The organism is Chromobacterium sp. CCUG 76385, from assembly GCF_059916625.1.
In genome coordinates this window covers 11,400-33,533 of the sequence record NZ_JAUCGU010000024.1, presented here as the reverse complement: position 1 = coordinate 33,533, position 22,134 = coordinate 11,400, and the positions used below count along the sequence as shown (strand labels likewise).

The window sequence follows — 22,134 nt, the reverse complement described above, 5'->3', positions numbered from 1 at the left end:
TCATGAGTGAACTGACCGAACTCCCAGCCTGGCAAGCCCTGTGGGACCACTTTGCCGAGGCCAAGCACCTGCACATGCGCGACCTGTTCGCCTCCGACCCGGAGCGAGCGGAGCGCTACTCGCTGGAAGTGGGCGGACTGTTCCTCGACTATTCCAAGAACCGCATCACCGACGCCACGCTGATGGGCCTGATGGAGCTGGCGCGCGAAGCCGGCCTGCCGGCGCGCATCAAGTCCATGTTCAAGGGCGAGAAGCTCAACCGCACCGAGCACCGCTCCGCGCTGCACATCGCGCTGCGCAACCGCACCAACTCGCCCATCATCGTCGATGGCGAGGATGTGATGCCGCAGGTCAATTCGGTGCTGGAGCGGATGGGCCGCTTCGCCCACGCCGTGCGCTCCGGCGACTGGCTGGGCTTCACCAATCAGCCTATCACCGACATCGTCAACATCGGCATCGGCGGCTCCGACCTCGGCCCGCTGATGGTCTGTAGCGCGCTGAAGCCGTTTGGCCATCCGCGCCTGAACATGCACTTCGTCTCCAATGTGGACGGCGCCCAGCTGAAGGAAACGCTGAAGAAGGTGCATCCGGAGACCACCCTGTTCGTGGTGGAGTCCAAAACCTTCACCACCCAGGAAACGCTGACCAACGCCCTGACCGCCCGCGAATGGTTCCTGTCGCACTCGCGCGACGAAGGATCGGTGGCCAAGCACTTCGTCGCCGTGTCCACCAACCAGAAGGCGGTGGCGGACTTCGGCATCGATCCGGCCAATATGTTCGAATTCTGGAACTGGGTGGGCGGCCGCTACAGCCTGTGGTCGGCCATCGGCCTGCCCATCATGCTGTACCTGGGCGAGGAGAACTTCACCGAGCTCTTGAACGGCGCCCACATCATGGACCAGCACTTCATGAACGCGCCGTTCGAGCAGAACATGCCGGTGCTGCTGGCCATGATAGGCATCTGGTACATCAATTACTATGGCGGCGGCAGCCATGTGATCGCGCCGTACGACCAGTACCTGCATCGCCTGCCGGCCTTCATCCAGCAGCTGGACATGGAGTCCAACGGCAAGCAGGTGACGCTGTCCGGCCAGCCGGTCAATTATGAAACCGCCCCCATCATCTGGGGCGAGACCGGCATCAACGGCCAGCACGCCTTCTTCCAGCTCTTGCACCAGGGCACCCACATCTCGCCGATCGACCTGATCGCCTCGCTGGAAAACCGCTCCAGCCTGCCGGGCCACCACGAAATCCTGCTGGCCAATGTCTTCGCCCAGGCCGAAGCCTTCATGCGCGGCAAGACCGCCGAGGAAGTGCGCGCCGAGCTGACCGAACAGGGACTGCAGGGCGAGGCGCTGGAAGCGCTGGTGCCGCACAAGGTATTCGGCGGCAACCGCCCGACCAACACCTTGCTGATGAGCCGCCTCGACCCGCGCAACCTCGGCTCGCTGATCGCGCTGTACGAGCACAAGATCTTCGTCCAAGGCGTGATCTGGCACATCAACAGCTTCGACCAATGGGGCGTGGAGCTGGGCAAGCAGCTGGCCAAGACCATCCACGCCGAGCTGACCGGCAAGCTGGCGCACGCCGAGCACGACTGCTCCACCCGCCGCCTGATCGAGCTGTATCGCAAGGCCAATGCCTGAAGCCTAACTTGCGATCAAGCAAAATCCCCCGCCAAATGACGGGGGATTTTTTCTGGGGAAAACGGATTGGGGATAACCCCGATTGTCCGACAAAGGGAACGCTGGTGAAATGGCCCCAAGTCTGAACAAGAATAATGGACTGAAGAAGATCTATCGGGATGAGTAAGCTCCGCAGTACCGTGCTGGCCGGCTTCATGCTGGCTGCCAGCCTGCCCGGCCACAGCGCCGGGCGGCTGCTCCGCGTCGATGGCGACCACGCCGCCCCCATCACCCTCAGCGGGACCGTCATCGGCCCCATCGCCGCCGGCAGCAAGGCCGAAGGCACGTTTTCCGAGACCTACCACCTTAAGCTGCGCCAACCTATCCGTCTTGACGATGCCGGCGCCTGCGGCGCGAGGCGCGTCTCCAGCCTGGCGCTGAGCCAGGAAGACATGGCCCGACTCAAAGGCCATGCGGTTACCGTGCAGGCGCGCGTGTTCTGCCAGGAAAGCCGCGCGGTGGCCTACCGCCTGGCGGACATCACCGTGCTGTAAACAAGCCCGCCAACGCCCGCGCCGCCGCGCCGGTGTCCGGCGCGTCGAACAGGCCGCCTATCACCGCGATGGCGCCCGCGCCGGCCGCCACCGCCTGCGCCGCATTGGCCGGCGTGATGCCGCCTATCGCCACGGTCTGCGCGCCCAGTTTCGCCGCCTCGGCAAACAGCGCCAGCGGCGCGACGACGGCGTCGGGCTTGGTCTGCGACGGAAACACCGCGCCAAACGCCACGTAGCTCGCGCCGGCCGCCAGCGCCGCCCGCGCCAATTCGATGCGGTTGTAGCAGGAAGCGCCGATCACCGCGTCCGGCCCCAGCGCCGCGCGCGCGGCGGCGATGTCGCCATCGTCTCGCCCCAGATGCACGCCATCCGCGCCCACTTGCAGCGCCAGCGCCACATCGTCGTTGACGATAAACCGCGCGCCATGCTCGCCGCACAGGCCGCGCAGCGCCGCCGCCTGACGCAGCCGCCGCGCGGCGTCGCCGCTCTTGTCGCGGTATTGCAGCGCGCGCGCGCCGCCGGCCAGAGCCGTCGCCGCCAGCTCAAACAGCCGCGCGTCGTCCAGGCCGTCCGGCGTGACCGCATACAAGCCCTCAACGCTTGGCGGCATCGGCCTCTTCCTCGTCGTCGCCGCGCGCCCAGAACATGCGGTCCGGCAGGAACTGGCCCATGCCGGGACGGAAGCCGTTCAGCAGCGTCTGGTAGGTGTACTCCTGCGCCTCGCGCACCGCCTCCGGCAGCAACAAGCCGGTGGCCAGCATGCCGGCGATGGCCGAAGCCAGCGTGCAGCCGGAGCCGTGATAGCTGCCGGGCAGCCGCTCCCAATGGTCGGAACGCACCACGCCGTCCTGGCCGTACAGACTGTTGATCACTTCCTTGGAGTTTTCATGGGTGCCCGTGATCAGCAGATAAGGCACTCCCAGCGCCATGATGCGTTCGGCGCACTGATCCAGGGTCAGTTCCTCGTCCTCGTCGGGATCGTTGCTGGCCAGCCGGCGCGCTTCCAGGCTGTTGGGCGTCAGGATGGACACCTGCGGGATCAGCATGTCGCGCATGGCCGAGATCACGTCCTCGTCGGCCAGGTCGTGGCCGCCGCCGCTGGCCAGCACCGGGTCCAGCACCACCGGGATGTCCGGATAGTCGGCGATCAGCTGCGCCACCACGGCGACGTTTTCCACGCTGCCCAGCATCCCGATCTTGAACGCCGCCACCGGCATGTCTTCCATCAGGAAGCGGGCCTGATCGTTGACCCAGTCCGAATCCAGCACCATCAAGTCATTGACGCCGACGGTATCCTGCACCGTAATGGCGGTGATCACCGACAGGGGATGGCAGCCCAGGCTGGCCAGCGTCAGGATGTCGGCCTGGATGCCGGCGCCGCCGGACGGGTCGGAGCCGGCCAGCGTCAACACCATGGGAGGAGTGGCGGGAGTGGTCAAGGGTAAACCTCTTCTGTCTTATTGCGTTGGCAAGATTTAGAATACCCATTTTATCCGATCAAGGGGGCGAAGCGATGCGTACTTGGATGTGTCTGATCTGCGGTTTCATCTACGACGAGGCCAGCGGCCGCCCGGAAGACGGCATTCCGCCGGGCACCCGTTGGGAAGACCTGCCGCCCAACTGGACCTGTCCCGATTGCGATGCCCGCAAGGACGACTTCCAGATGGTGGAAATCTGAGCGGGCAAACATGATGCGCAATCGTTGGAAACGCTGGCTGGGCGGCGCGCTGCTGGCCGCCGCTCTGGCCTCATGCGCCCAGGTGGCCACCACCTCGGGCGGCGCCGTCGGCGTCAACCGCAGCCAAAGCATGATGCTCCCCAGCCGGGACGTGGAACAGATGTCGGCCCAGGCCTACGCGCAGCAGCTGCAGCAGGCGCGCGCGGCCGGCCGGCTCAATACCGACGCCGCGCTGACCAAGCGCGTGCGCCAGATCTCGCAGCGCTTGATCGCCCAAACGCCGGCTTTCCGGCCGGACGCCCGCAACTGGCGCTGGGAAGTCAACGTGCTGACCACCGACGACATGAACGCCTACGCCATGGCCGGCGGCAAGATCATGGTCTACACCGGCATCATCAAGCAGTTGAAGCTGACCGACGCCGAGCTGGCGGCGGTGCTGGGCCACGAGATATCGCACGCCTTGCGCGAGCACACGCGCGAGAACATGAGCCAGGCCTATATGCAGCAAGTGGGCCTGTCGCTGGTGGGCGTGCTGGCCGGCTTCAGCGCCGATCAGCTGAAACTGGCGTCCATGGTCACCGACGTGACGCTGAACAAGCCACACAGCCGCACCATGGAATCCGAAGCCGACGTGATGGGCCTGGAGCTGATGGCGCGCGCGGGCTGCGACCCCAACGCCGCCGTCAATGTGTGGCAGAAGATGCAGGCGGCCGGCAACGGCAGCGGCCCGGAATTCCTGTCCACCCACCCGTCCGGCCCCACCCGCATCCGCGACCTGCAGGCCCACATCCCGCAGGTGTGGCCGCTGTACCAGGCCGCGCGCAAGGCCTGACGACCATGCCCGCCCTCGCGCCCGCCCAGCTCGACGATCTGCTCGCTTACGCCTGCTCGCTCCCCGGCGCCAGCTTCGACGTCAAATGGGGCAGCGAGCGGGTGGTCAGCATAGGCGGCAAGATGTTTCTGGTCTGCGGCGCCGATGCCTTGAGCTATAAGGTGCCGGACGAGGACTTCCTGCCGCTGTCCGGCCTGCCCGGCGTGCGGCCGGCGCCTTATCTGGCGCGCGCGCGCTGGATACAGGTGCGCTCGACGGAGGCCCTGTCGCTGGACGCCTTGCGCCAGGGCATCGCCCGCTCGCGCGAGCTGGCGATGCAAAAACTGCCCAAGGCGCAAAGGGCAGCCTGGGCATGAAGCGCAGGAACCACCGGCCGGCCAAGGCGGTCCATCGTCCATCCCTTCAATCCTGGTCCATCTCGGTCATCGCATCGTGAGTTATCTCTACCTCAAAGCCTTCCATATCTTCTTCGTGGTGTCCTGGTTCGCCGGCTTGTTTTACCTGCCGCGGCTGTTCGTCAACCTGGCCATGGCGTCGCCAGGGGCCGAATACGACCGCCTGCTCTTGATGGCGAAAAAACTGCTGCGCTTCATGACGCCGCTGGCCGCGCTGGCGCTGGCCACCGGCCTGGCGCTGTGGCTGGGTTTCGGCATTGCCGGCGGCTGGCTGCACGCCAAGCTGACGCTGGTGGCGCTGCTGGTGGCCTATCACGGCTACTGCGGCAAGCTGTGCCGGGATTTTGCCCACCACGGCAACCGCAAGAGCCATGTCTGGTTCCGCGTATTCAACGAACTGCCGGTGCTGGTCTTGCTGGCGGTGGTGATCCTGGTTGTGGTCAAGCCATTTTGAGCCGGGAAATCGCCATGAAAATCCTGTTCGCCGTCGGCCTGCTGCTGGCTTCCGCTGCCGCCTTCGCGGCGCCCAAGCTGCCCGCCGCCCCGCCGCATCCGCCGGCGCTGAAACTGATCGTGGAACGCGACAGCGAAGCGCTGAAGCCATTGACCTTGTGCCTGACGCCCAATGGCCGCTTCGCCGGGACCATCCACGAGGAAGAGGCGGCCCTGTCGGTATCCGGCAGCCTGCAGGCCGATCGCGGCCTGACCCGCCCGATCCTGACCGTGGCGCTGGAATGGCGCGATGAAGCCGGCCTGCAGAAACTGGACAGCCACCTGGCGCTGGAAGACGGCCGCATGCTGCTAGGCAGCCTGTGGCTGCAGGCGCACCCCTATGGACGAGACTCCGGCGTGGAGCCGCAGCGCAGCAGCCTCACCTTCTATCTGGAGCCGCTGGCGGCCTGCCCGCCGCCGTCTCCCCAACCCTGATCTTGAAAAGGATGGTGCCATGGCACTGGAAATCGAACGCCGCTTCCGCGTCAACGGCGACAGCTGGCGCGGCCTGGCCCCTGGCGTGCAGTACCGCCAGGGTTATCTGTCGGTGGAAAAGGAACGCACCGTGCGCGTGCGCGTGGTGGGCCAGCAGGCCTGGCTGACGCTGAAAGGCAATATCAGCGACGTCACCCGCCATGAATTCGAGTACGCCATCCCGCTGGCCGACGCGCAAATCATCATGGGCGCGATGTGCCCGATGGTGGTGGACAAGCTGCGCCACCGCATAGAGCACGGCGGCTTTGTGTGGGAAGTGGACGAGTTCTTCGGCGACAACGCCGGCCTGGTGCTGGCCGAGATCGAGCTGCCAAGCGAGGACACCGCGTTCGACAAGCCGGACTGGCTGGGCGAGGAGGTGACGCACGACGGCCGCTTCACCAACGCCTATCTGTCCAAGCAGCCGTTCAGCCGTTGGTAAGTCCAGTCCCGCCTCCCCCGCGGGAGACGGGTGGAGGACGACTTATCCACACCAACCCCCATTTCCCGTTTTTATCCACAAGCCGCCCCATCCCGCCCCGCCTCGGGTAAAATGGCCGATCACGACGGCCCGCATCGCGCCGCCGCGCCCTCTCACTTAGCGGCTGTCGCCGCCTGACAAGGAAAAACTCATGTCCCGCAATCTGGAACTGTTCGAACGTGGCAAGAAAGTGATCCCCGGCGGCGTCAACTCGCCGGTGCGCGCCTTTGGCCAGGTCGGCGGCACGCCGCGCTTCGTCGCCCGCGCCGAAGGCGCCTACTTCTGGGACGCCAACGGCAAACAGTATCTGGATTACGTCGGCTCCTGGGGCCCGGCCATCGTCGGCCACGCCCATCCGGAGGTGGTGAAGGCGGTGCAGGACGCGGCAGTCGGCGGCCTGTCCTTCGGCGCGCCGACCGAAGGCGAGGTGGTGATCGCCGAGGAAATCTGCAAGCTGTTGCCGTCGGTCGAACAGGTGCGGCTGGTATCGTCCGGCACCGAGGCGACCATGACCGCCATCCGCCTGGCGCGCGGCTTCACCGGCCGCGATCTGATCGTCAAGTTCGAAGGCTGCTACCACGGCCATTCCGACAGCCTGCTGGTCAAGGCCGGTTCCGGCCTGCTGACCTTCGGCAACCCGTCGTCCGGGGGCGTGCCGGCGGACTTCACCCAACACACGCTGGTGCTGCAGTACAACGACGTGGACCAGCTGTCCCGCACCTTCGCCGAGATCGGCGACAAGATCGCCTGCGTCATCCTGGAGCCGATCGCCGGCAATATGAATCTGATCCAGCCGTCGCGCGAATTCGTGCAGGCATTGCGCCAGCTCACGGAAAAGCACGGCGCGGTGCTGATCTACGACGAAGTGATGACCGGCTTCCGCGTGGCCAAGGGCTGCGCCCAGGGCCTGCATGGCATTACCCCGGACCTGACCACGCTGGGCAAGGTGGTGGGCGGCGGCATGCCGCTGGCGGCTTTCGGCGGCCGCGCCGACATCATGGGCAAGATCGCGCCTTTGGGCACCGTCTACCAGGCCGGCACCCTGTCCGGCAACCCGCTGTCCGTCGCCGCCGGCATGGCTACGCTGAAGCTGATCCAGCAGCCCGGCTTCTATGAAACGCTGGGCAGCCGCACCGCGCGCCTGGCCCAGGGCCTGGCCGAAGAGGCAGGGAAAGCCGGCGTCACCCTGTCCACCGACAGCGTGGGCGGCATGTTCGGCTTCTACTTCAGCGCCAAGGCGCCCAAGTCCTACGCCGAAGCCACCGGCTGCGACATCGAGCGCTTCAAGCGCTTCTTCCACGCCATGCTGGACGAGGGCATCTATTTCGCGCCGTCCGCCTACGAAGCCGGCTTCGTCTCCATCGCCCACAGCGACGAGATGATTGAACACACCATCCGCGCCGCCGGCCGCGCCTTTGCTCGCGTCGCGGGCTGAGCCCGCCGGGCCGATCTGGCATAATGGCCGTCCGACATCTGTCCGACGGCTTTTTCATGTCCGCTTCCCCTCTGACTGCCCGATTTGATGCCCTGAGCGAAATCCAGCAAGCGGTGCTGTTCGCCCTGCTGATGTCGCTGTCCGGGCGCAACAAGACTGCCTTGCTCGCCATCCTCAAAAGCATGGGCGTCCGCGCCAGCGCCACCCGCCAGCTCGATCACGCCGCGCTGGCTGGCCCGCTGGACGAACTGCTGGCGCAGGAATGGCTGGGCCTCAGCCAGGCCGGTTTGTACCGCATGCGGCGGCTGCGCCATAACGAGGCCTTGCTTGGTTTGTGGCAAAGCGGCGCGTTTGCCCGCTGGAAAAGCGGCGTCAAAACCTATCTGGATGGCCAACGGCCCAGCTGGGGTCAGACCGGAACCGAGCACTGCCCCATCGAAATGTGGCAGGCCCTGCTGGAAGGCGATGTCGCCACCCTGATACGCTGGCTGCCGGTATGGGAATCCCACAGCCGGATGAAGCAGCATCCGCCGCTGGCGGAGATGCTGCTGGCCGACAACGCCGGCCAACACCTGTTGGCCGCCTTGCCGGGCGCGACCCAAACGGCGCTGCTGCTGCCAGTGCTGATCAGCCAAGGTTGGGAAATGCAAGCCGCCGCGCCGGCCTATCACTATGTCATCGCCAGACTCGAGCATGACTTCAAGGACCAGCTGGCGCTGCAGGACGCGGCAGGCCTGCTGGCCATCTGGCGCGGCGAGCTGGACCTGCTGGGCGAGATCTGTCCGGAAGGACTGGTCCTGGTGCCGGCAGTCGCCCTGCATCTGGCGAAGGGCCAGGCCGGGGAAGCCCTGCAATCCATCGAGTCCTGGCTGACCCAATTACGCGCGCAAACCCGCAAGCGCAAGCTGGAACTGCCGCCTAACCTCAACCTGCTGTACGCGCTGGCCCTGGTGGCCAAGGGCGACATCGCCGGCAACAAGACCCTGGCCGAGCTGATCAAGCACGGCATCAAGCACCAATATGGCGAAGCCTATCCGCTGTTGATGCGCCTGCAATGGCAAAGCGAGGGCAATGCCAAGGTGGCGCTGGAGCGCGAACCACGCTTGCAAGGCCTGGACGGCCTCGTCTGCGCCCTGCTGCGCTACTGGCTGGATGATCCGGCAGCCAACACGCCGCAATGGGAGGAGACGCTGCGGACGTTCGCCAAGCAGCTGCGCCGCGATGGCTATGCGCTGGCGGCCGAGGAAATCGACGCGCTGATGGAGGCTCAGTTCGGCCAGCCGCGGGCGCTGCCGGACTGGCATAGCCAGCGCAAGCTGGCGCCGTGGTTCCAGCTGTACCAGAAGCAAGCCGCCTGGCAACACGCACTCAACGCCCTGGCCTTGCTGGGCAAGCCTGCCCCGCAAGCGGAAAAGCCGGCGTCGGAGTCGCGTCTGGCCTGGCTGCTCAGCCTGGGCCGCGGCGGCCCGACGCTGGAACCGCGCGAGCAAAAGCTGAACGCCAAAGGCCAGTGGAGCAAGGGCCGCGCCGTCGCCTTCAAGCGCCTGAGCGAGGAAACCGACAGCTTCGACTACCTGCTGGAACAGGACAAGCAGATCATCGGCCACATCCGGTCAAGCTACGACTACTACTACGGCGGCAGCCACTACGAACTGGATGGCGATTCCGCGCTGCCGTCGCTGGCGGGCCACCCGGCCGTATATTGGGCCGACGCGCCGGATATCCGGCTCGATGTGGCCATTGGCCAGGTCTCCTTGCAGCTCAAGGAATCGGCCGGCCAGATTCGGCTGCGGCTGATGCCGGACAAGGTCCACTCGGAAAGCACCCTGGTCTGGGACAAGGAAACGCCCACCCGGCTGCTGGTCTACCCCGTCAGCGACGAGGCGCGCCAGATCGCCGCCATCGTCGGCAAAGAATTATGCATTCCGCAGCAAGGCAAGGCGCAGCTGATCGACGCCATAGGCAGCATCGCCCCGCTGCTGCCCATCCACTCCGACCTGCCGGAGCTGGCCGCCCACATCGACAGCGTGCCCGCCGACAGCAAACTGTATGCCCACCTGCTGCCGCTGAACGAAGGCCTGCGCCTGCAGCTCTTGGTGCGGCCGCTGCCCGGCGGCGGCTGGCAGCAACCGGGACGCGGCATGGAAAACGTGCTGGGCGAACAGGACGGCAAACCGGTGCAGGCCATGCGCGACCTCAAGGCAGAAAAAGCCGCGTTGAAGGCAGTGGAAGCCGCCTGCCCGGCGCTGCGCATGGCCGACAGCGACGGCCGCGAGTGGCAGTTGGACGACCCGCAGGCGGCGCTGGAAATGCTCAGCCAACTGCACGACATCGACCCTGCCTTGCTGGAGTGCGTCTGGCCGGAAGGCGAGCGCATGCGCATCAAGGCGCGGCGCGAGATGGGCGGCATGCGCTTCGCCTTGCAGTCGCACGGCGGCTGGTTCGAACTCTCAGGCGACGTGGCGCTGGACGACGGCACCGTGCTGCAATTGCGCCAATTGCTGCAGCTGATGCGCCACAGCCGCGGCCGCTTCGTCAAACTGGCCGAGGGCGACTGGCTGGCGCTGGGCGACAGCCTGCGCCGCCGCCTGGAACAGCTGGCGCTGCTGGCCGACGGCGAAGGCAGGCAGGGCGTGCGCTTCCATGCGCTGACGGCGCCGCTCCTGGCCGAACTGCAGGCGGAAGCCGGCGCCTTCGAGGCGGACAATGGCTGGCAAAAGCAGCTGCGACAACTCGAATCCTTGCGCGACTGGCATCCCGCCGCGCCCTCCACCCTGCAAACCGAGCTGCGCGACTACCAGCAGGAAGGCTACCGCTGGCTGTCAAGGCTGGCGCGCTGGGGCGTCGGCGCCTGTCTCGCCGACGACATGGGCCTGGGCAAGACCGTGCAAACCCTGGCGCTGCTGCTGGAACGCGCGCCGGGCGGCCCGCAGCTGGTGGCGGCGCCGACCTCGGTGGCGATGAACTGGCTGGCGGAAGCCGCCCGTTTCGCTCCCACGCTGAACGTGAGAGCCTTCCATCAGAACCGCGACCTGTCCGGACTGGGTTCCTTCGATGTGGTGGTAACCAGCTACGGCCTGCTGCAACAGGAAGCCGACGCCTTCTCCGCCCAGCACTGGCACAGCGTGGTGCTGGACGAGGCGCAGGCCATCAAGAACGCGCAGACCAAACGCTCCCAGGCGGCCATGGCGCTGAGCGCCGACTTCCGACTGGCCGTCAGCGGCACGCCGCTGGAAAACCACCTGGGCGAGTTGTGGAACCTGTTCCGCTTCCTCAACCCCGGCCTGCTGGGCAGCCAGGAGCATTTCAACCAGCGCTTCGCCGCGCCGATCGAAAACGGCGACGACGCCGCGCGCAAAGCCCTCAAGGCGCTGATCCAGCCTTTCATCCTGCGGCGCAACAAGACCCAGGTGCTGGACGAACTGCCGCCGCGCACCGAAATCACCCACAAGGTCACGCTCAGCCGCGACGAGATGCACCTGTACGAGGCCCTGCGCCAGGAGGCGATGGACAAACTGGACGCGCTGGGCGATGAGGACGGCAAACCGCTGCAGGTGCTGGCGGAAATCACTCGCCTGCGCCGCTTCTGCTGCCACCCCTCGCTCGCTGTCAAAAACAGCGCGCTGCCTGGCAGCAAGCTGGCGGCCTGCGCGGAAATCATCGACGAGCTGCTGGAAAACCGCCACAAGGCGCTGGTTTTCAGCCAATTCGTCGATCATCTGACCATCGTGCGCGAATATCTGGAACGGCAGGGCATCGCTTACCAGTACCTGGACGGCGCCACCAGCGCCAAGGAGCGGAAAAACCGCGTGGACGCCTTCCAGGCCGGCGAGGGCGATATCTTCCTGATCAGCCTGAAGGCCGGCGGCACCGGCCTCAACCTCACCGCCGCCGACTACGTGATCCACCTGGACCCGTGGTGGAACCCGGCGGTGGAGGACCAGGCCTCGGACCGCGCCCACCGCATCGGCCAGCAAAGGCCGGTGACGGTATACCGGCTGGTGGCCGAACACACCATAGAAGAGCAGATCGTCGCCTTGCACGCCAAGAAGCGCGACCTGGCCGACAGCCTGCTGGAAGGCGGCGAAGTCAGCGCGAAACTGGACGCTGACGCGCTGCTGGCCTTGCTCAAGGGCGTGTGAAGCCTTGACTGACTCCCCCCGCCTGATCTGGCGCTTGCGCCTGGCCGATTCCGGCATCCAACTGCAGCCGCTGCTGCAAAACGCCGGTCCGGACGGCTGGAGCCGCGGCCGCGCCTGCTCGCTCCCATCCTTGCTGCGCGACGCGCACGCCTCGGTGGCCGAGCATGATGTGCCCTTGTTGCGTCAATTGCTGGCGCTGCTGCGGCAATACGATGGCGACGCCGCGCTGATCGACGCCACGCCGATGCTGCCGGCCTTGATCGGCCATCCCTTGCTGTTCGACGCCACCGCGCCGGCGCGGCGCATCCATGTCGAGGCGGGCCGGCCGGCCTTGCAGATGCAGCGGGTGGGCGCGGAGCTGCGGCTGAAGCTGCTGCCGGACGGATTGGCCAGCTGCGGCGGCGTGCTGTGGCAACGGCCGCAGCCGGAACGGCTGCTGGTCTACCAACTGAGCGATGAGCTGAAAGCGCTGGCCGATCTGGTCGGCCACGGTCTGACCGTGCCGTGGCCGGCGCGCCAGCGGGTGCTGGAGGCGATACGCGATGTCGCGCCCGGCCTGCCGCTGGTGGACGCCAGCCCGGCTTTCGATCCGGAACTGCCCAGCGAGGCGGCCGATCCGACGCTGTACGCCTTGCTGACCCGCCAGCCGGAAGGCCTGCGGCTGCAGCTGAAAGTCAAGCCACACCCGGCCGCCGCCTGGAGCGCGCCGGGCCGCGGCGCGGCCGGCCTGGTGCTGGACGTCGATGGCGCGTACCGCCAGTTCATCCGCGACCTGCCCGAAGAAGCGCGCCGCCTGCGCGCGCTGCGCGAGGCCTGCCCGGCTATCGCCCGCGGTCAGCGCGATGGCGACGGCTGGCTGTTTGCGGACCAGCATTCGGCGCTGTCCTTGTTGTCGCAATTGCAGGCGGCCGGCGAAGACCGCGTGGTCTGCCTGTGGCCGCAAGGCGACAAAATCCGCCTGGCCGCCGCCGACGGCATGCCGCAGCTCAAACTGAAGGTGAAGCGGCGCGGCGGCTGGCTGCAGGCCGAGGGCGAGCTGGAACTGGACGACGGCCGCGTACTGGCGTTGCGCCACCTGCTGGCGGCGTTGGCAAATCAAAAAGGCAAATACCTGCAGCTGTCCGACGGCGACTGGCTGGCCTTGTCCGGCAGCCTGCGCGATAGGCTGGACGAACTGGCGCGCATGGTCGACCACGCCGGGCCGGACGGGCTGGCGATCAGCCCGCTGGCCGGTCCACGCTTGCAGGCGCTGGGCGAGGAAGCCGGGCAGTTCGACGGCGACGAAGGCTGGCAACAGCAGGCGGCGCGCTGGCGCGAAGCGACGGTATTCGAACCGCAAGTGCCGCCCACTCTCCATGCCACCTTGCGGCCTTATCAGCTGCAAGGTTACGCCTGGATGGCGCGGCTGGCGCACTGGGGCGTCGGCGCCTGCCTGGCCGACGACATGGGCCTGGGCAAGACGGTGCAGACTTTGTCCCTGCTGCTGACTCGCGCCCATCTGGGCCCGCAGCTGGCGGTGGCGCCGACCTCGGTGGCGCTGAACTGGCTGGCCGAGGCCGCCCGCTTCGCGCCCAGCCTGCGCTTGCGCGCCTACCACCAGCAGCGCCGGCTGGACGACGTCGGCCCCGGCGATCTGGTGATCGTCAGCTACGGCCTGCTGCAGCGCGAGGCCGAGGCGTTCGGCGACGTGCATTGGGCGTCGGTGGTGCTGGACGAGGCGCAGGCGATCAAGAACCCGCAAAGCCAGCGCGCCCAGGTGGCGCAAAGCCTGCGCGCCGATTTCCGCCTGGCCGCCAGCGGCACCCCGGTGGAGAATCACCTGGGCGAGCTGTGGAGCCTGTTCCGCTTCATCGCGCCGGGCCTGCTCGGCAACCTGGCCCAGTTCGAACAACGCTACGTCCAGCCGATAGCCGAAGGCGACGACACCGCGCGCGCGCAGCTGAAGGCGCTGATCCAGCCATACCTATTGCGCCGCACCAAGCGCGAGGTGCTGACCGAGCTGCCGCCCAAGACCGAAATGACCAGGCTGATCGAGCTGTCCGCGCAGGAGCGCCACGTCTACGAGGCGATGCGGCAGGAGGCCTTGGCCCGCGTGGCCGAAGCCGACCCGGCCGCCGGCGGCCAGACCATGCAGGCGCTGGCCGAACTGACCCGGCTGCGCCGCTTCTGCTGCCACCCCAAGCTCACGCAGCCGGACAGCGCGCTGCCGGCCAGCAAGCTGGCGGCCTTCGCCGAAATCTGCGAGGAGCTGCTGGACAACGGCCACAAGGCGCTGGTGTTCAGCCAGTTCGTCGACCACCTGGCGCTGGCGGCCGAGCATCTGAAACAACAGGGCGTCCGCTTCCATTACCTGGATGGTTCCACGCCGACCAAGCAGCGCAAGGCCAGCATGGATGCCTTCCAGGCCGGCGACGGCGACTTGTTCCTGATCAGCCTGAAGGCCGGCGGCACCGGCCTCAACCTGACCGCCGCCGACTACGTGATCCACCTGGACCCGTGGTGGAACCCGGCGGTGGAGGACCAAGCCTCGGACCGCGCCTACCGCATGGGGCAGCAGCGGCCGGTGACGGTGTACCGGCTGGTGGCGGCCGGCACCATAGAAGAAAAGATCGTCCAACTGCACCAGGAAAAGCGCGCCCTGGCCGACAGCCTGCTCGCCGGCGGCGATGCCAGCGCCAGGCTGGACGGCGCTGCGCTGCTCGCGCTGCTGCGCGGCGAGGCTGTTTGACCCGACCGCCCGTCAACGCGCCTGGCCGATGGCAGCGATGCCCACAACAGCAAGCCTCCCCGCTGGGCGTGGCCGCCGCTGTTGAACATTGGCACCGCGCTGATGCAGCGCCTTTAGCGACGAAAGACTGGAAGAAACCCCGGTATTCGAGGAATACCATCATGCGGACCGCCACCGCGTCCATTCCAGCCGGGGGCGCGATGCACTAAGATAGCCAGCTAAGGAGGAATTCATGACGCTGAACCTTGCCGACATCCGTTTGGAATATTCGAAGAAGGAATTGTCGCCCGAAGACTGCCTGGCCGATCCGCTTGCCCAGTTTGAAATCTGGCTCAACGAAGCCATCTCGGCCCAGGTGCACGAACCCACGGCGATGAACCTGGCGGCCGTCGGGCTGGATGGCCGCCCCAATGCGCGCATCGTGCTGCTCAAGGGCGTGGAGGACGGCCAGCTGTTGTTCTATACCAATTACCAAAGCCGCAAGGGCCAGGCGTTGGACGCCCATCCTTATGTGGCGCTGACCTTCTTCTGGCCGGAACTGGAACGGCAGGTGCGCATCGAGGGCAAGGCCGTCCGCGTGGCGCCGGAAGTGTCCGACGCTTATTTCGCCAGCCGGCCCTACACCAGCCGCCTGGGCGCCTGGGCCAGCGAGCAGAGCAGCGAGATTTCCTCCAAGGCGGTGCTGGTGACGCGCGCCGCGATGTACGGCGCCCGCCACCCGATCAACGTGCCGCGCCCGCCGCATTGGGGCGGATACGCCGTGGTGCCGGACCGGGTGGAATTCTGGCAGGGCCGCCCCAGCCGGCTGCATGACCGCGTGCTGTACACGCTGCAGCAAGACGGCGGCTGGAGACTATCCCGCCTGGCCCCCTGAACGGGTTGCCGGACCGGTCTGGCCGGTCCGCCAGCCTCGCCATCGGCTCCCAGCCAGCCGCGTCGCATGACGACAGCCCTCGTCCTGCTTGCCAGAATCCATCATCAGACCATCCTCCACTGTCATATTTTTACCAATCACATACATCCATCGAAGCAAATTCACGATAATTGCTTAATTTCCATTTTTCTTCCCGTCAGCGTCCAAGCACATCCAGCCAAGCCAGGCAAACGATCCCGCTCAAGCAAGCTCCATCAACACCGATGCAACTGCTCTAAAGATCAGCTGAATCTTCAATCGAAAAATCCAATACCTAACTTATGCATTTGGGATTGAACGGGTCAGGATACTAGGCTTTATCCCGATCGCGCCATCCGCCTGGCAGGGCGATGGCCGATTGCCCTCCCCCAAAGGCTGCCGCCAAGATGCGGCCCGGACCTGCACAACCGGGTGGCAAACGATCAAGCGGAGCCATGCGCACGGCTGCGAAGACAAGCCGGCGATACCTACATGGCTCAAGCCGCATCGTTTCCTTTTCTCCTCGCGGAGAACGACAACCCGTCCGGCCACGTCCCGCGGCTCGTGGCCTCCAGCCATCCGCCGGAGGCATGTTGCGAGACGCACCCCGTCTCGTCTTGTCTACATTTGGAGTTTCGTAATGAGAAAACAGCAACTGATGCTGCGTGGTTTGGTCCTGTCCGCCCTGGCTGTCCTCAGCTCGGCGGCGATGGCTGCTGAGCGTATCGATCTGGAAAAAATGGCCAAGCAGCAAGCCAATAGCGCGTCTGCCTTCACCGGGGTCGGTCAGGCCGATCTGAAACCGCTGCGCAGCACCCAGTTCTCCACCGGCAAGGTGGTGACCCGCTACCAACAGTACTATCAAGGCGTGCCGGTATGGGGCGAAGCCGTGGTCGAGGAAAAGTCCGCCGCCGCGCTGAAGGCCGTCCCCGGCAAGCTGACCGGCCACTACATCGCCGGCATCCAGACCGACCTGGCCTCAGCCAAGCCGACGCTGAGCAGCGGCCAGATCCTGGCCCAGGCCAAGGCGCTGAAGGCCAATGGCAACCCCACCTACAACGAGAAAGCCGAACTGGTGGTGCGCCTGAACGAGCGCAACGTCGCCCAGTTGGTCTATCTGGTGTCCTTCGTCGTCGATAACGGCAAGGAGCCCAGCCGCCCCAGCTTCATCATCGACGCCAACAGCGGCCTGGTGCTGAAACAGTGGGAAGGCCTGAGCCATGCCGAAGCCAACGGCCCCGGCGGCAACGCCAAAACCGGCAAATACACCTACGGCAAGGACTACGGCCCGCTGATCGTCACCAGCGATTGCAAGATGGACAGCGGCAACGTGATCACCGTCAACCTGAACGGCGGCACCGGCAGCAGCACCACGCCGTACAAGTTCGCTTGCCCGACCAACACCTACAAGGCCATCAACGGCGCCTACTCGCCGCTGAACGACGCCCATTACTTCGGCAATGTGGTGTTCAATCTTTACCAGGACTGGTTCAATCTGCGCCCGATCAACCAGAAGCTGTACATGAAGGTGCATTACGGCCGCAATTATGAAAACGCGTTCTGGGATGGCCAGGCCATGCACTTCGGCGACGGCGCCAGTACCTTCTACCCGCTGGTTTCGCTGGACGTGTCTGCGCACGAAGTCAGCCACGGCTTCACCGAGCAGAACTCCGGCCTGGTCTACGACGGCCAGTCCGGCGGCATCAACGAGGCCTTCTCCGACATGGCCGGCGAAGCGGCCGAGTACTACATGAAGGGCAAGAACGACTTCCTGGTCGGCGCGGAGATCTTCAAGAAGAGCGGCGCGCTGCGCTACTTCGCCGATCCAACCAAGGACGGCGCCTCCATCGGCAACGCCAAGGACTACTACGACGGCCTGGACGTGCATTACTCCAGCGGCGTGTACAACAAGGCGTTCTACCTGATCGCCACCAGCGCCGGCTGGAACACGCGCAAGGCCTTTGAGGTGTTCACCGACGCCAACCGCCTGTACTGGACGGCCAACGCCACCTACAACAGCGCCGCTTGCGGCGTGGTCAAGGCGGCGGACGCGCGCGGTTACAACAGCGCGGACGTCACCAAGGCCTTCAGCGCCGTCGGCGTGACTTGCCAACCCTAAGACGCCGTCCCGGTCGCGGTCCCGCTCGCGGGGCCGCATCCGATAGCCTTGCCGGCGCCCTACGGCGCCGGCCTCCGCTCGGGAGTCCCACACATGTTGAAACTGCGTCAAACCGCGCTGCTGGTCCTATTGGGCCTGACCGGCGCCGCCCAGGCCCAACCGGTCTGGATTTCAGTAGGCGAGCAGGGCTACCAGCTGCTGCGCCAGCTGGATGGGCGGGCCCAAAGCCAGGAAAGCCGCACGCTGGCGGCAGACGGCCGCCTCGCCAAGGGAACGGCCGGCGAAACCGTGCATCTGCTCCAGGTGGACGAAGCGCTGTTGCCCAAGCTATCCGACGCCATCCATGACAAGCTGCGCCATTGCGGCGGCTACATCGTGCACAGCAGCCTGAAAGAAGCCCGCGCCGCGCTGAACGGCCCTGCCGCGCCGCTGGCCGCGCTGAAAGCGCCCAGCTACGCCATCGACAATCAGGCCACGGTGAACAAGCTGCTGCCGCAATTGCAGGACAGCAATGTGCTGGCTACCATCCAGTCCTTGTCCAGCTATCAGAACCGCTTCTACACCACCAGCCACGGCGTCAATGCGTCCAACTGGATCGCCAGCCAGTGGAAACAGCTGGCCGGCAACCGCGGCGACGTGACGGTGGAGCAGATCAGCCATGCCGGCTGGCCGCAAAAATCGGTGATACTGACCATCAAGGGCACGGACAATGCGGCGGAAACGGTGGTGCTGGGCGGCCATCTGGACTCCACCGTGGGCAATGGCACCGGCGAGAGCAGCCGCGCGCCGGGCGCCGACGACGACGCCTCCGGCGTGGCCAGCCTGACGGAAGTGGCGCGCGTGCTGCTGGCCGGCAATTACCAGCCGCGCCGCACCATCAAGTTCATGGCCTACGCGGCGGAGGAAGTGGGGTTGCGCGGCTCGGCTGATATCGCCAAGCGCTTCAAGCAGCAGCAAACCAAGGTGGTGGGCGCGCTGCAGCTGGACATGACCAATTACCAGGGCGACGAGCAGGACATCTTCCTGTTCACCGACTACACCAACGCGGCGCAGAATACATTCCTGGCCAATCTGGCCAAGGCCTATCTGCCCGATCTGAAAGTCGGCTACAGCCAATGCGGCTACGCTTGCTCCGACCACGCCTCCTGGACCGCGCAGGGCTATGCCGCCTCGTTCCCGTTCGAGTCCAGCTTCGACAACTCCAACCCCTACATCCACACCCGCAACGACACCCTGGCCAACTCAGACAGCCAGGCGCGCCATGCGCTGAAGTTCTCGCAATTGGCCCTGGCCTACGCCGTGGAGCTAGGCAGCGACGGCCCGGCCGCCCAGCGCTGAGTCTGCCCGGCCGCCGCGGCCTGCCCGCTGCGGCGGCTTCCCACGCGGCCCGGTCATGCCGGGCCGCGTTCCTGCTTTGCTCAGCCGGTGTTGCGCAGGCCGGCGGAAGTGCCGTTGATGGTCAGGTGGATGGCGTACAGCGTGTCCTCGTCGTCCGGCTCGGCGCGCAGCCGCGCGAGCAGGTCGGCCTGCAGCAGGCCCAGCGCATCGAGGAAGGGCAGACGCGTCTCCAGGCTGCGGCGCAGCGTCGGGTTGCTTTCCAGCAGCTGCGATTGGCCGGTGATGGCGAAGAAGGCGTCATGCGTCTTTTGCCACTCCGCCTCAATCAGGCCGAACAAGCGCGCCGCCAGTTCGCGGTCGGCCACCAGCTCGGAGAAGCGGCGGGCGATGCCCAGATCGGCCTTGGCCAGCACCTGTTCCATATTGGACAGCACCACCTGGAAGAACGGCGAGTGGCGATACAGATGCTGCAATTTGGCCAGCCCCGCGTCGCCGTGCTTCTGCACATAGGCAGCCACCGCCGAGCCGACGCCGAACCAGCCCGGCAGCATCAGCCGCGACTGCGACCACGAGAACACCCAGGGAATGGCGCGCAGGTCCGCGATGGACGACAGGCCCTTGCGCGAGGCTGGACGGCTGCCGATATTCAACCGGGCGATCGCCGTCACCGGCGTCGCTTCCAGAAAATACTGCATGAAGCCCGGCGACTCCACCAGCGCCCGGTAGGCGGAGAAGGCGCTGCTCGACAGCTCGTCGAACAAGGCCGCGTCGACCTCGCCGCCCGGCAAATGTCCCAGGCTGGCTTCCAGCGTCGCCGCCACCAGCGCTTCCAGATTGCGGCCGGCGATGGCCGGATCGGAATACTTGGCGGTGATCACCTCGCCCTGTTCGGTGATGCGGATGCGGCCGGCCACGCTGCCGGCCGGCTGGGCGACGATGGCCTCATAGGACGGGCCGCCGCCGCGCCCCACCGAGCCGCCGCGGCCGTGGAACAGCTGCAGCCGCACGCCGGCCTCGGAGAACACCTGCACCAGACGGGTTTCAGCCAGCCACAGCTGCCATTGGCTAGTCAGGTAACCGCCGTCCTTATTGCTGTCGGAATAGCCGAGCATCACTTCCTGCACCCGCTCGCGGCTGTCCAGCAACTGCTTGTACCACGGCAGGGCGAACAGCGCGCGCATCACGGTCTGGCTGTTTTCCAGGTCGGCGATGGTCTCGAACAGCGGCACCAGATTGACGCTGGCGCGCGGCGCGCCGCCGTCCAGACGGATCAGCCCGGCCTCCTTGCACAGCAAGGCCAGGGCCAGAATGTCGCTGACGCTGGCGCAATTGGAGATGATGCACTGGCCGATGGCCTCCACGCCGAACTCGCGCTGGATCGCCGCCGCTTCGCGGAAGATCGCCAGCTCCTTCTCGGCCTGCTCGCCGTAGCGCAGATACGGCGAGAACAGCAGGCGCGGCGTGGCCAGCTCGCGGCTCAGCACGCGCACGCGCGCCGCCTCGTCCAGCGCCTGGTATTCCTCCAGGCCGGCGCCGCTGAACAGCTCGGCCACCACCGCCTCGTGCACCGCCGCGTGCTGGCGCAGATCCAGCGGCATCAGGAAGAAGCCGAACACGTCCACGCTGCGGATCAGCCGCGACAGCCGCCCCTCGGCCAGCAGCGCGCTGCCATGGGCGCGCAGCGAGGCCGACAGCGCGGCCAGATCGCGCGCCAGATCGTGATGGTCGCGGTACGGCGCGCGCGCATCCCAGCGGCAGGCCAGCTCCACGCCGCGCTGCCGGGCGGTGCCGAGCAGCCGGCCCTGTATCGTCGCCAGCGCGCGGCGGTAGGGCTCCTCGGCGCGGCTGACCGCGCTGTCCGGCGAATCCGCCGCCAGCGCCATCACCTCGGCGCTGGCCTCCACCAGCCGCGACGACAAGGACAGCTCGCGGTACAGGCTTTTCAGCTCCTGCAGGTAATGCTCGAACGCCTGCTGCGACTGCCGCGTCACCGCATGGCGCAACAGGCTGGCATCGACATTCGGGTTGCCGTCGCGGTCGCCGCCTATCCAGCTGCCGACGCGGACAAAGGACGGCAGGCGGGCAGGCTCCTCCCACAGCAGGCCGATCTCACGCTCCAGGCGCTGGTACAAGGCCGGCAGGGCTTCGAAGAAAGCCAGCGGGTGGTAGGCGACGCCGTTGGTGATCTCGTCGCGCACCGTCATCTTGAAATGGCGGATCTCGGACGTCTGCCACAGCGCCAGGATCGCCCGCTTCAGTTTGGCTTCCAGTTCCTCGCGCTCATCCGGCGTCAGGTCCGCCGCGTTCAGTTTCGACAGGAAACGGCGCACCGCGCGATGGCCGTCCAGCACGCTCTGCCGCTGCACCTCAGTCGGATGCGCGGTCAGGATGGCGCCGACCTGGGCGTGGCTCAACAGTTGATGCAGCGAATGGAAGCTGACGCCATCCTGGCGCAGCTTGGCCAAGGCGCGGCCCAGGCTGCCCTGCTGCGGCGCGGAGCCGGCCAGCTGGTGGGCGCGGCGGCGGCGATTGTGGTGCAGGTCCTCGGCGATATTGAACAGCTGGGCATACAGGCCGCAGGCCCGCAATAGCGAGGCCGCCGCCTGCGGCGCCAGCTGCGGCAGCGGCTGGCTGCGCTCGTCGCCGCGGCGCAGCGCGATGGCCTGCACCGCGCCGGACACCAACGCGCCCTCCTGTTCGTTCACCACCTCCGCCAGCAACCGGTCCAGGCAGGCCAGGTCGGCCCGCAGCGGCAAATCCTTGTCTTGATCGTGCATATTATTGTCGTCCCTGTGTTTGACTCGTCAGGCATGGCCACGGACGGCCATGGCCATGCCTCGCCAGTCAAAATAAAACATTTATCATAAGCAGCTTCCGCGTCGTAGTGGTCAGACTACGCCAATTTGCGCAAGATGGCCTTGATCCTGCTGCGTCGCAACAACAGCGGAA

At 66.4% G+C, this 22,134-nt stretch carries 17 protein-coding genes; 14 read left to right on the top strand and 3 right to left on the bottom strand.

Going from position 1 to position 22,134, the window contains the following annotated elements; all coding sequences use genetic code 11:
* Positions 1-2: 2 nt before the first annotated feature.
* Positions 3-1,646: a glucose-6-phosphate isomerase gene (gene pgi / locus QUG01_RS14775; protein ID WP_500830802.1), complete on the top strand. Its 1,644-nt coding sequence runs from the start codon at positions 3-5 to the stop codon at positions 1,644-1,646.
* A gap of 158 nt (positions 1,647-1,804) precedes the next feature.
* On the top strand, positions 1,805-2,179 hold the full coding sequence (locus tag QUG01_RS14770) for a hypothetical protein (protein ID WP_500830801.1): 375 nt from the start codon (positions 1,805-1,807) through the stop codon (positions 2,177-2,179).
* Here the strand turns inward: QUG01_RS14770 and thiE are convergent.
* Complete coding sequence (thiE, locus tag QUG01_RS14765) at positions 2,166-2,789, bottom strand: thiamine phosphate synthase (RefSeq protein ID WP_500830800.1); 624 nt, start codon at positions 2,787-2,789, stop codon at positions 2,166-2,168. The genes QUG01_RS14770 and thiE overlap by 14 nt on opposite strands.
* The gene (gene thiD, locus QUG01_RS14760; protein WP_500830799.1) at positions 2,773-3,618 is read right to left on the bottom strand and encodes a bifunctional hydroxymethylpyrimidine kinase/phosphomethylpyrimidine kinase; all 846 of its coding nucleotides are present in this window, start codon (positions 3,616-3,618) and stop codon (positions 2,773-2,775) included. Before thiD ends, thiE begins: the two co-directional genes overlap by 17 nt.
* Positions 3,619-3,692: 74 nt before the next feature.
* Here thiD and QUG01_RS14755 point away from each other — a divergent pair, with 74 nt between their 5' ends.
* The 12 genes from QUG01_RS14755 to QUG01_RS14700 all read left to right on the top strand — a co-directional run bounded on the left by QUG01_RS14755 (position 3,693) and on the right by QUG01_RS14700 (position 19,185).
* Entirely contained in the window at positions 3,693-3,857 is a 165-nt protein-coding gene (locus tag QUG01_RS14755) for a rubredoxin (protein ID WP_043627301.1), read from the top strand.
* Between the two features lie 10 nt (positions 3,858-3,867).
* The gene (locus QUG01_RS14750) at positions 3,868-4,689 is read left to right on the top strand and encodes a M48 family metallopeptidase (RefSeq protein ID WP_500830798.1); all 822 of its coding nucleotides are present in this window, start codon (positions 3,868-3,870) and stop codon (positions 4,687-4,689) included.
* A gap of 5 nt (positions 4,690-4,694) precedes the next feature.
* Positions 4,695-5,045: an MmcQ/YjbR family DNA-binding protein gene (locus QUG01_RS14745; protein WP_500830797.1), complete on the top strand. Its 351-nt coding sequence runs from the start codon at positions 4,695-4,697 to the stop codon at positions 5,043-5,045.
* 76 nt (positions 5,046-5,121) lie between these two features.
* Positions 5,122-5,538, top strand: coding sequence for a CopD family protein (locus QUG01_RS14740; protein WP_500830796.1), 417 nt, complete (start codon positions 5,122-5,124; stop codon positions 5,536-5,538).
* A gap of 14 nt (positions 5,539-5,552) precedes the next feature.
* Positions 5,553-6,011: a hypothetical protein gene (locus tag QUG01_RS14735; RefSeq protein WP_500830795.1), complete on the top strand. Its 459-nt coding sequence runs from the start codon at positions 5,553-5,555 to the stop codon at positions 6,009-6,011.
* A 19-nt stretch (positions 6,012-6,030) separates the two neighbouring features.
* Positions 6,031-6,492 carry a CYTH domain-containing protein gene (locus QUG01_RS14730; protein ID WP_500830794.1) on the top strand — a complete coding sequence of 154 codons (462 nt, stop codon included), beginning with the start codon at positions 6,031-6,033 and terminating at the stop codon, positions 6,490-6,492.
* 190 nt (positions 6,493-6,682) lie between these two features.
* The gene (gene hemL, locus QUG01_RS14725) at positions 6,683-7,966 is read left to right on the top strand and encodes a glutamate-1-semialdehyde 2,1-aminomutase (protein WP_500830793.1); all 1,284 of its coding nucleotides are present in this window, start codon (positions 6,683-6,685) and stop codon (positions 7,964-7,966) included.
* A gap of 56 nt (positions 7,967-8,022) precedes the next feature.
* The gene (locus tag QUG01_RS14720; RefSeq protein WP_500830792.1) at positions 8,023-12,108 is read left to right on the top strand and encodes a DEAD/DEAH box helicase; all 4,086 of its coding nucleotides are present in this window, start codon (positions 8,023-8,025) and stop codon (positions 12,106-12,108) included.
* Positions 12,109-12,112: 4 nt separating this feature from the next.
* Positions 12,113-14,836: a DEAD/DEAH box helicase gene (locus QUG01_RS14715; protein WP_500830791.1), complete on the top strand. Its 2,724-nt coding sequence runs from the start codon at positions 12,113-12,115 to the stop codon at positions 14,834-14,836.
* A 232-nt stretch (positions 14,837-15,068) separates the two neighbouring features.
* Positions 15,069-15,710, top strand: a complete 642-nt coding sequence (gene pdxH / locus QUG01_RS14710; protein ID WP_500830790.1) for a pyridoxamine 5'-phosphate oxidase — start codon at positions 15,069-15,071, stop codon at positions 15,708-15,710.
* Positions 15,711-16,368: 658 nt separating this feature from the next.
* A complete protein-coding gene (locus tag QUG01_RS14705) occupies positions 16,369-17,847 on the top strand; it encodes a M4 family metallopeptidase (protein WP_500830789.1) in 1,479 nt (492 codons plus the stop codon).
* Positions 17,848-17,940: 93 nt separating this feature from the next.
* Positions 17,941-19,185: a M28 family metallopeptidase gene (locus QUG01_RS14700; protein ID WP_500830788.1), complete on the top strand. Its 1,245-nt coding sequence runs from the start codon at positions 17,941-17,943 to the stop codon at positions 19,183-19,185.
* An 80-nt stretch (positions 19,186-19,265) separates the two neighbouring features.
* On the opposite strand, the gene ppc is transcribed toward QUG01_RS14700, so the two are convergent.
* Positions 19,266-21,962 carry a phosphoenolpyruvate carboxylase gene (gene ppc, locus QUG01_RS14695; protein WP_500830787.1) on the bottom strand — a complete coding sequence of 899 codons (2,697 nt, stop codon included), beginning with the start codon at positions 21,960-21,962 and terminating at the stop codon, positions 19,266-19,268.
* Between the last annotated feature and the right edge of the window lie 172 nt (positions 21,963-22,134).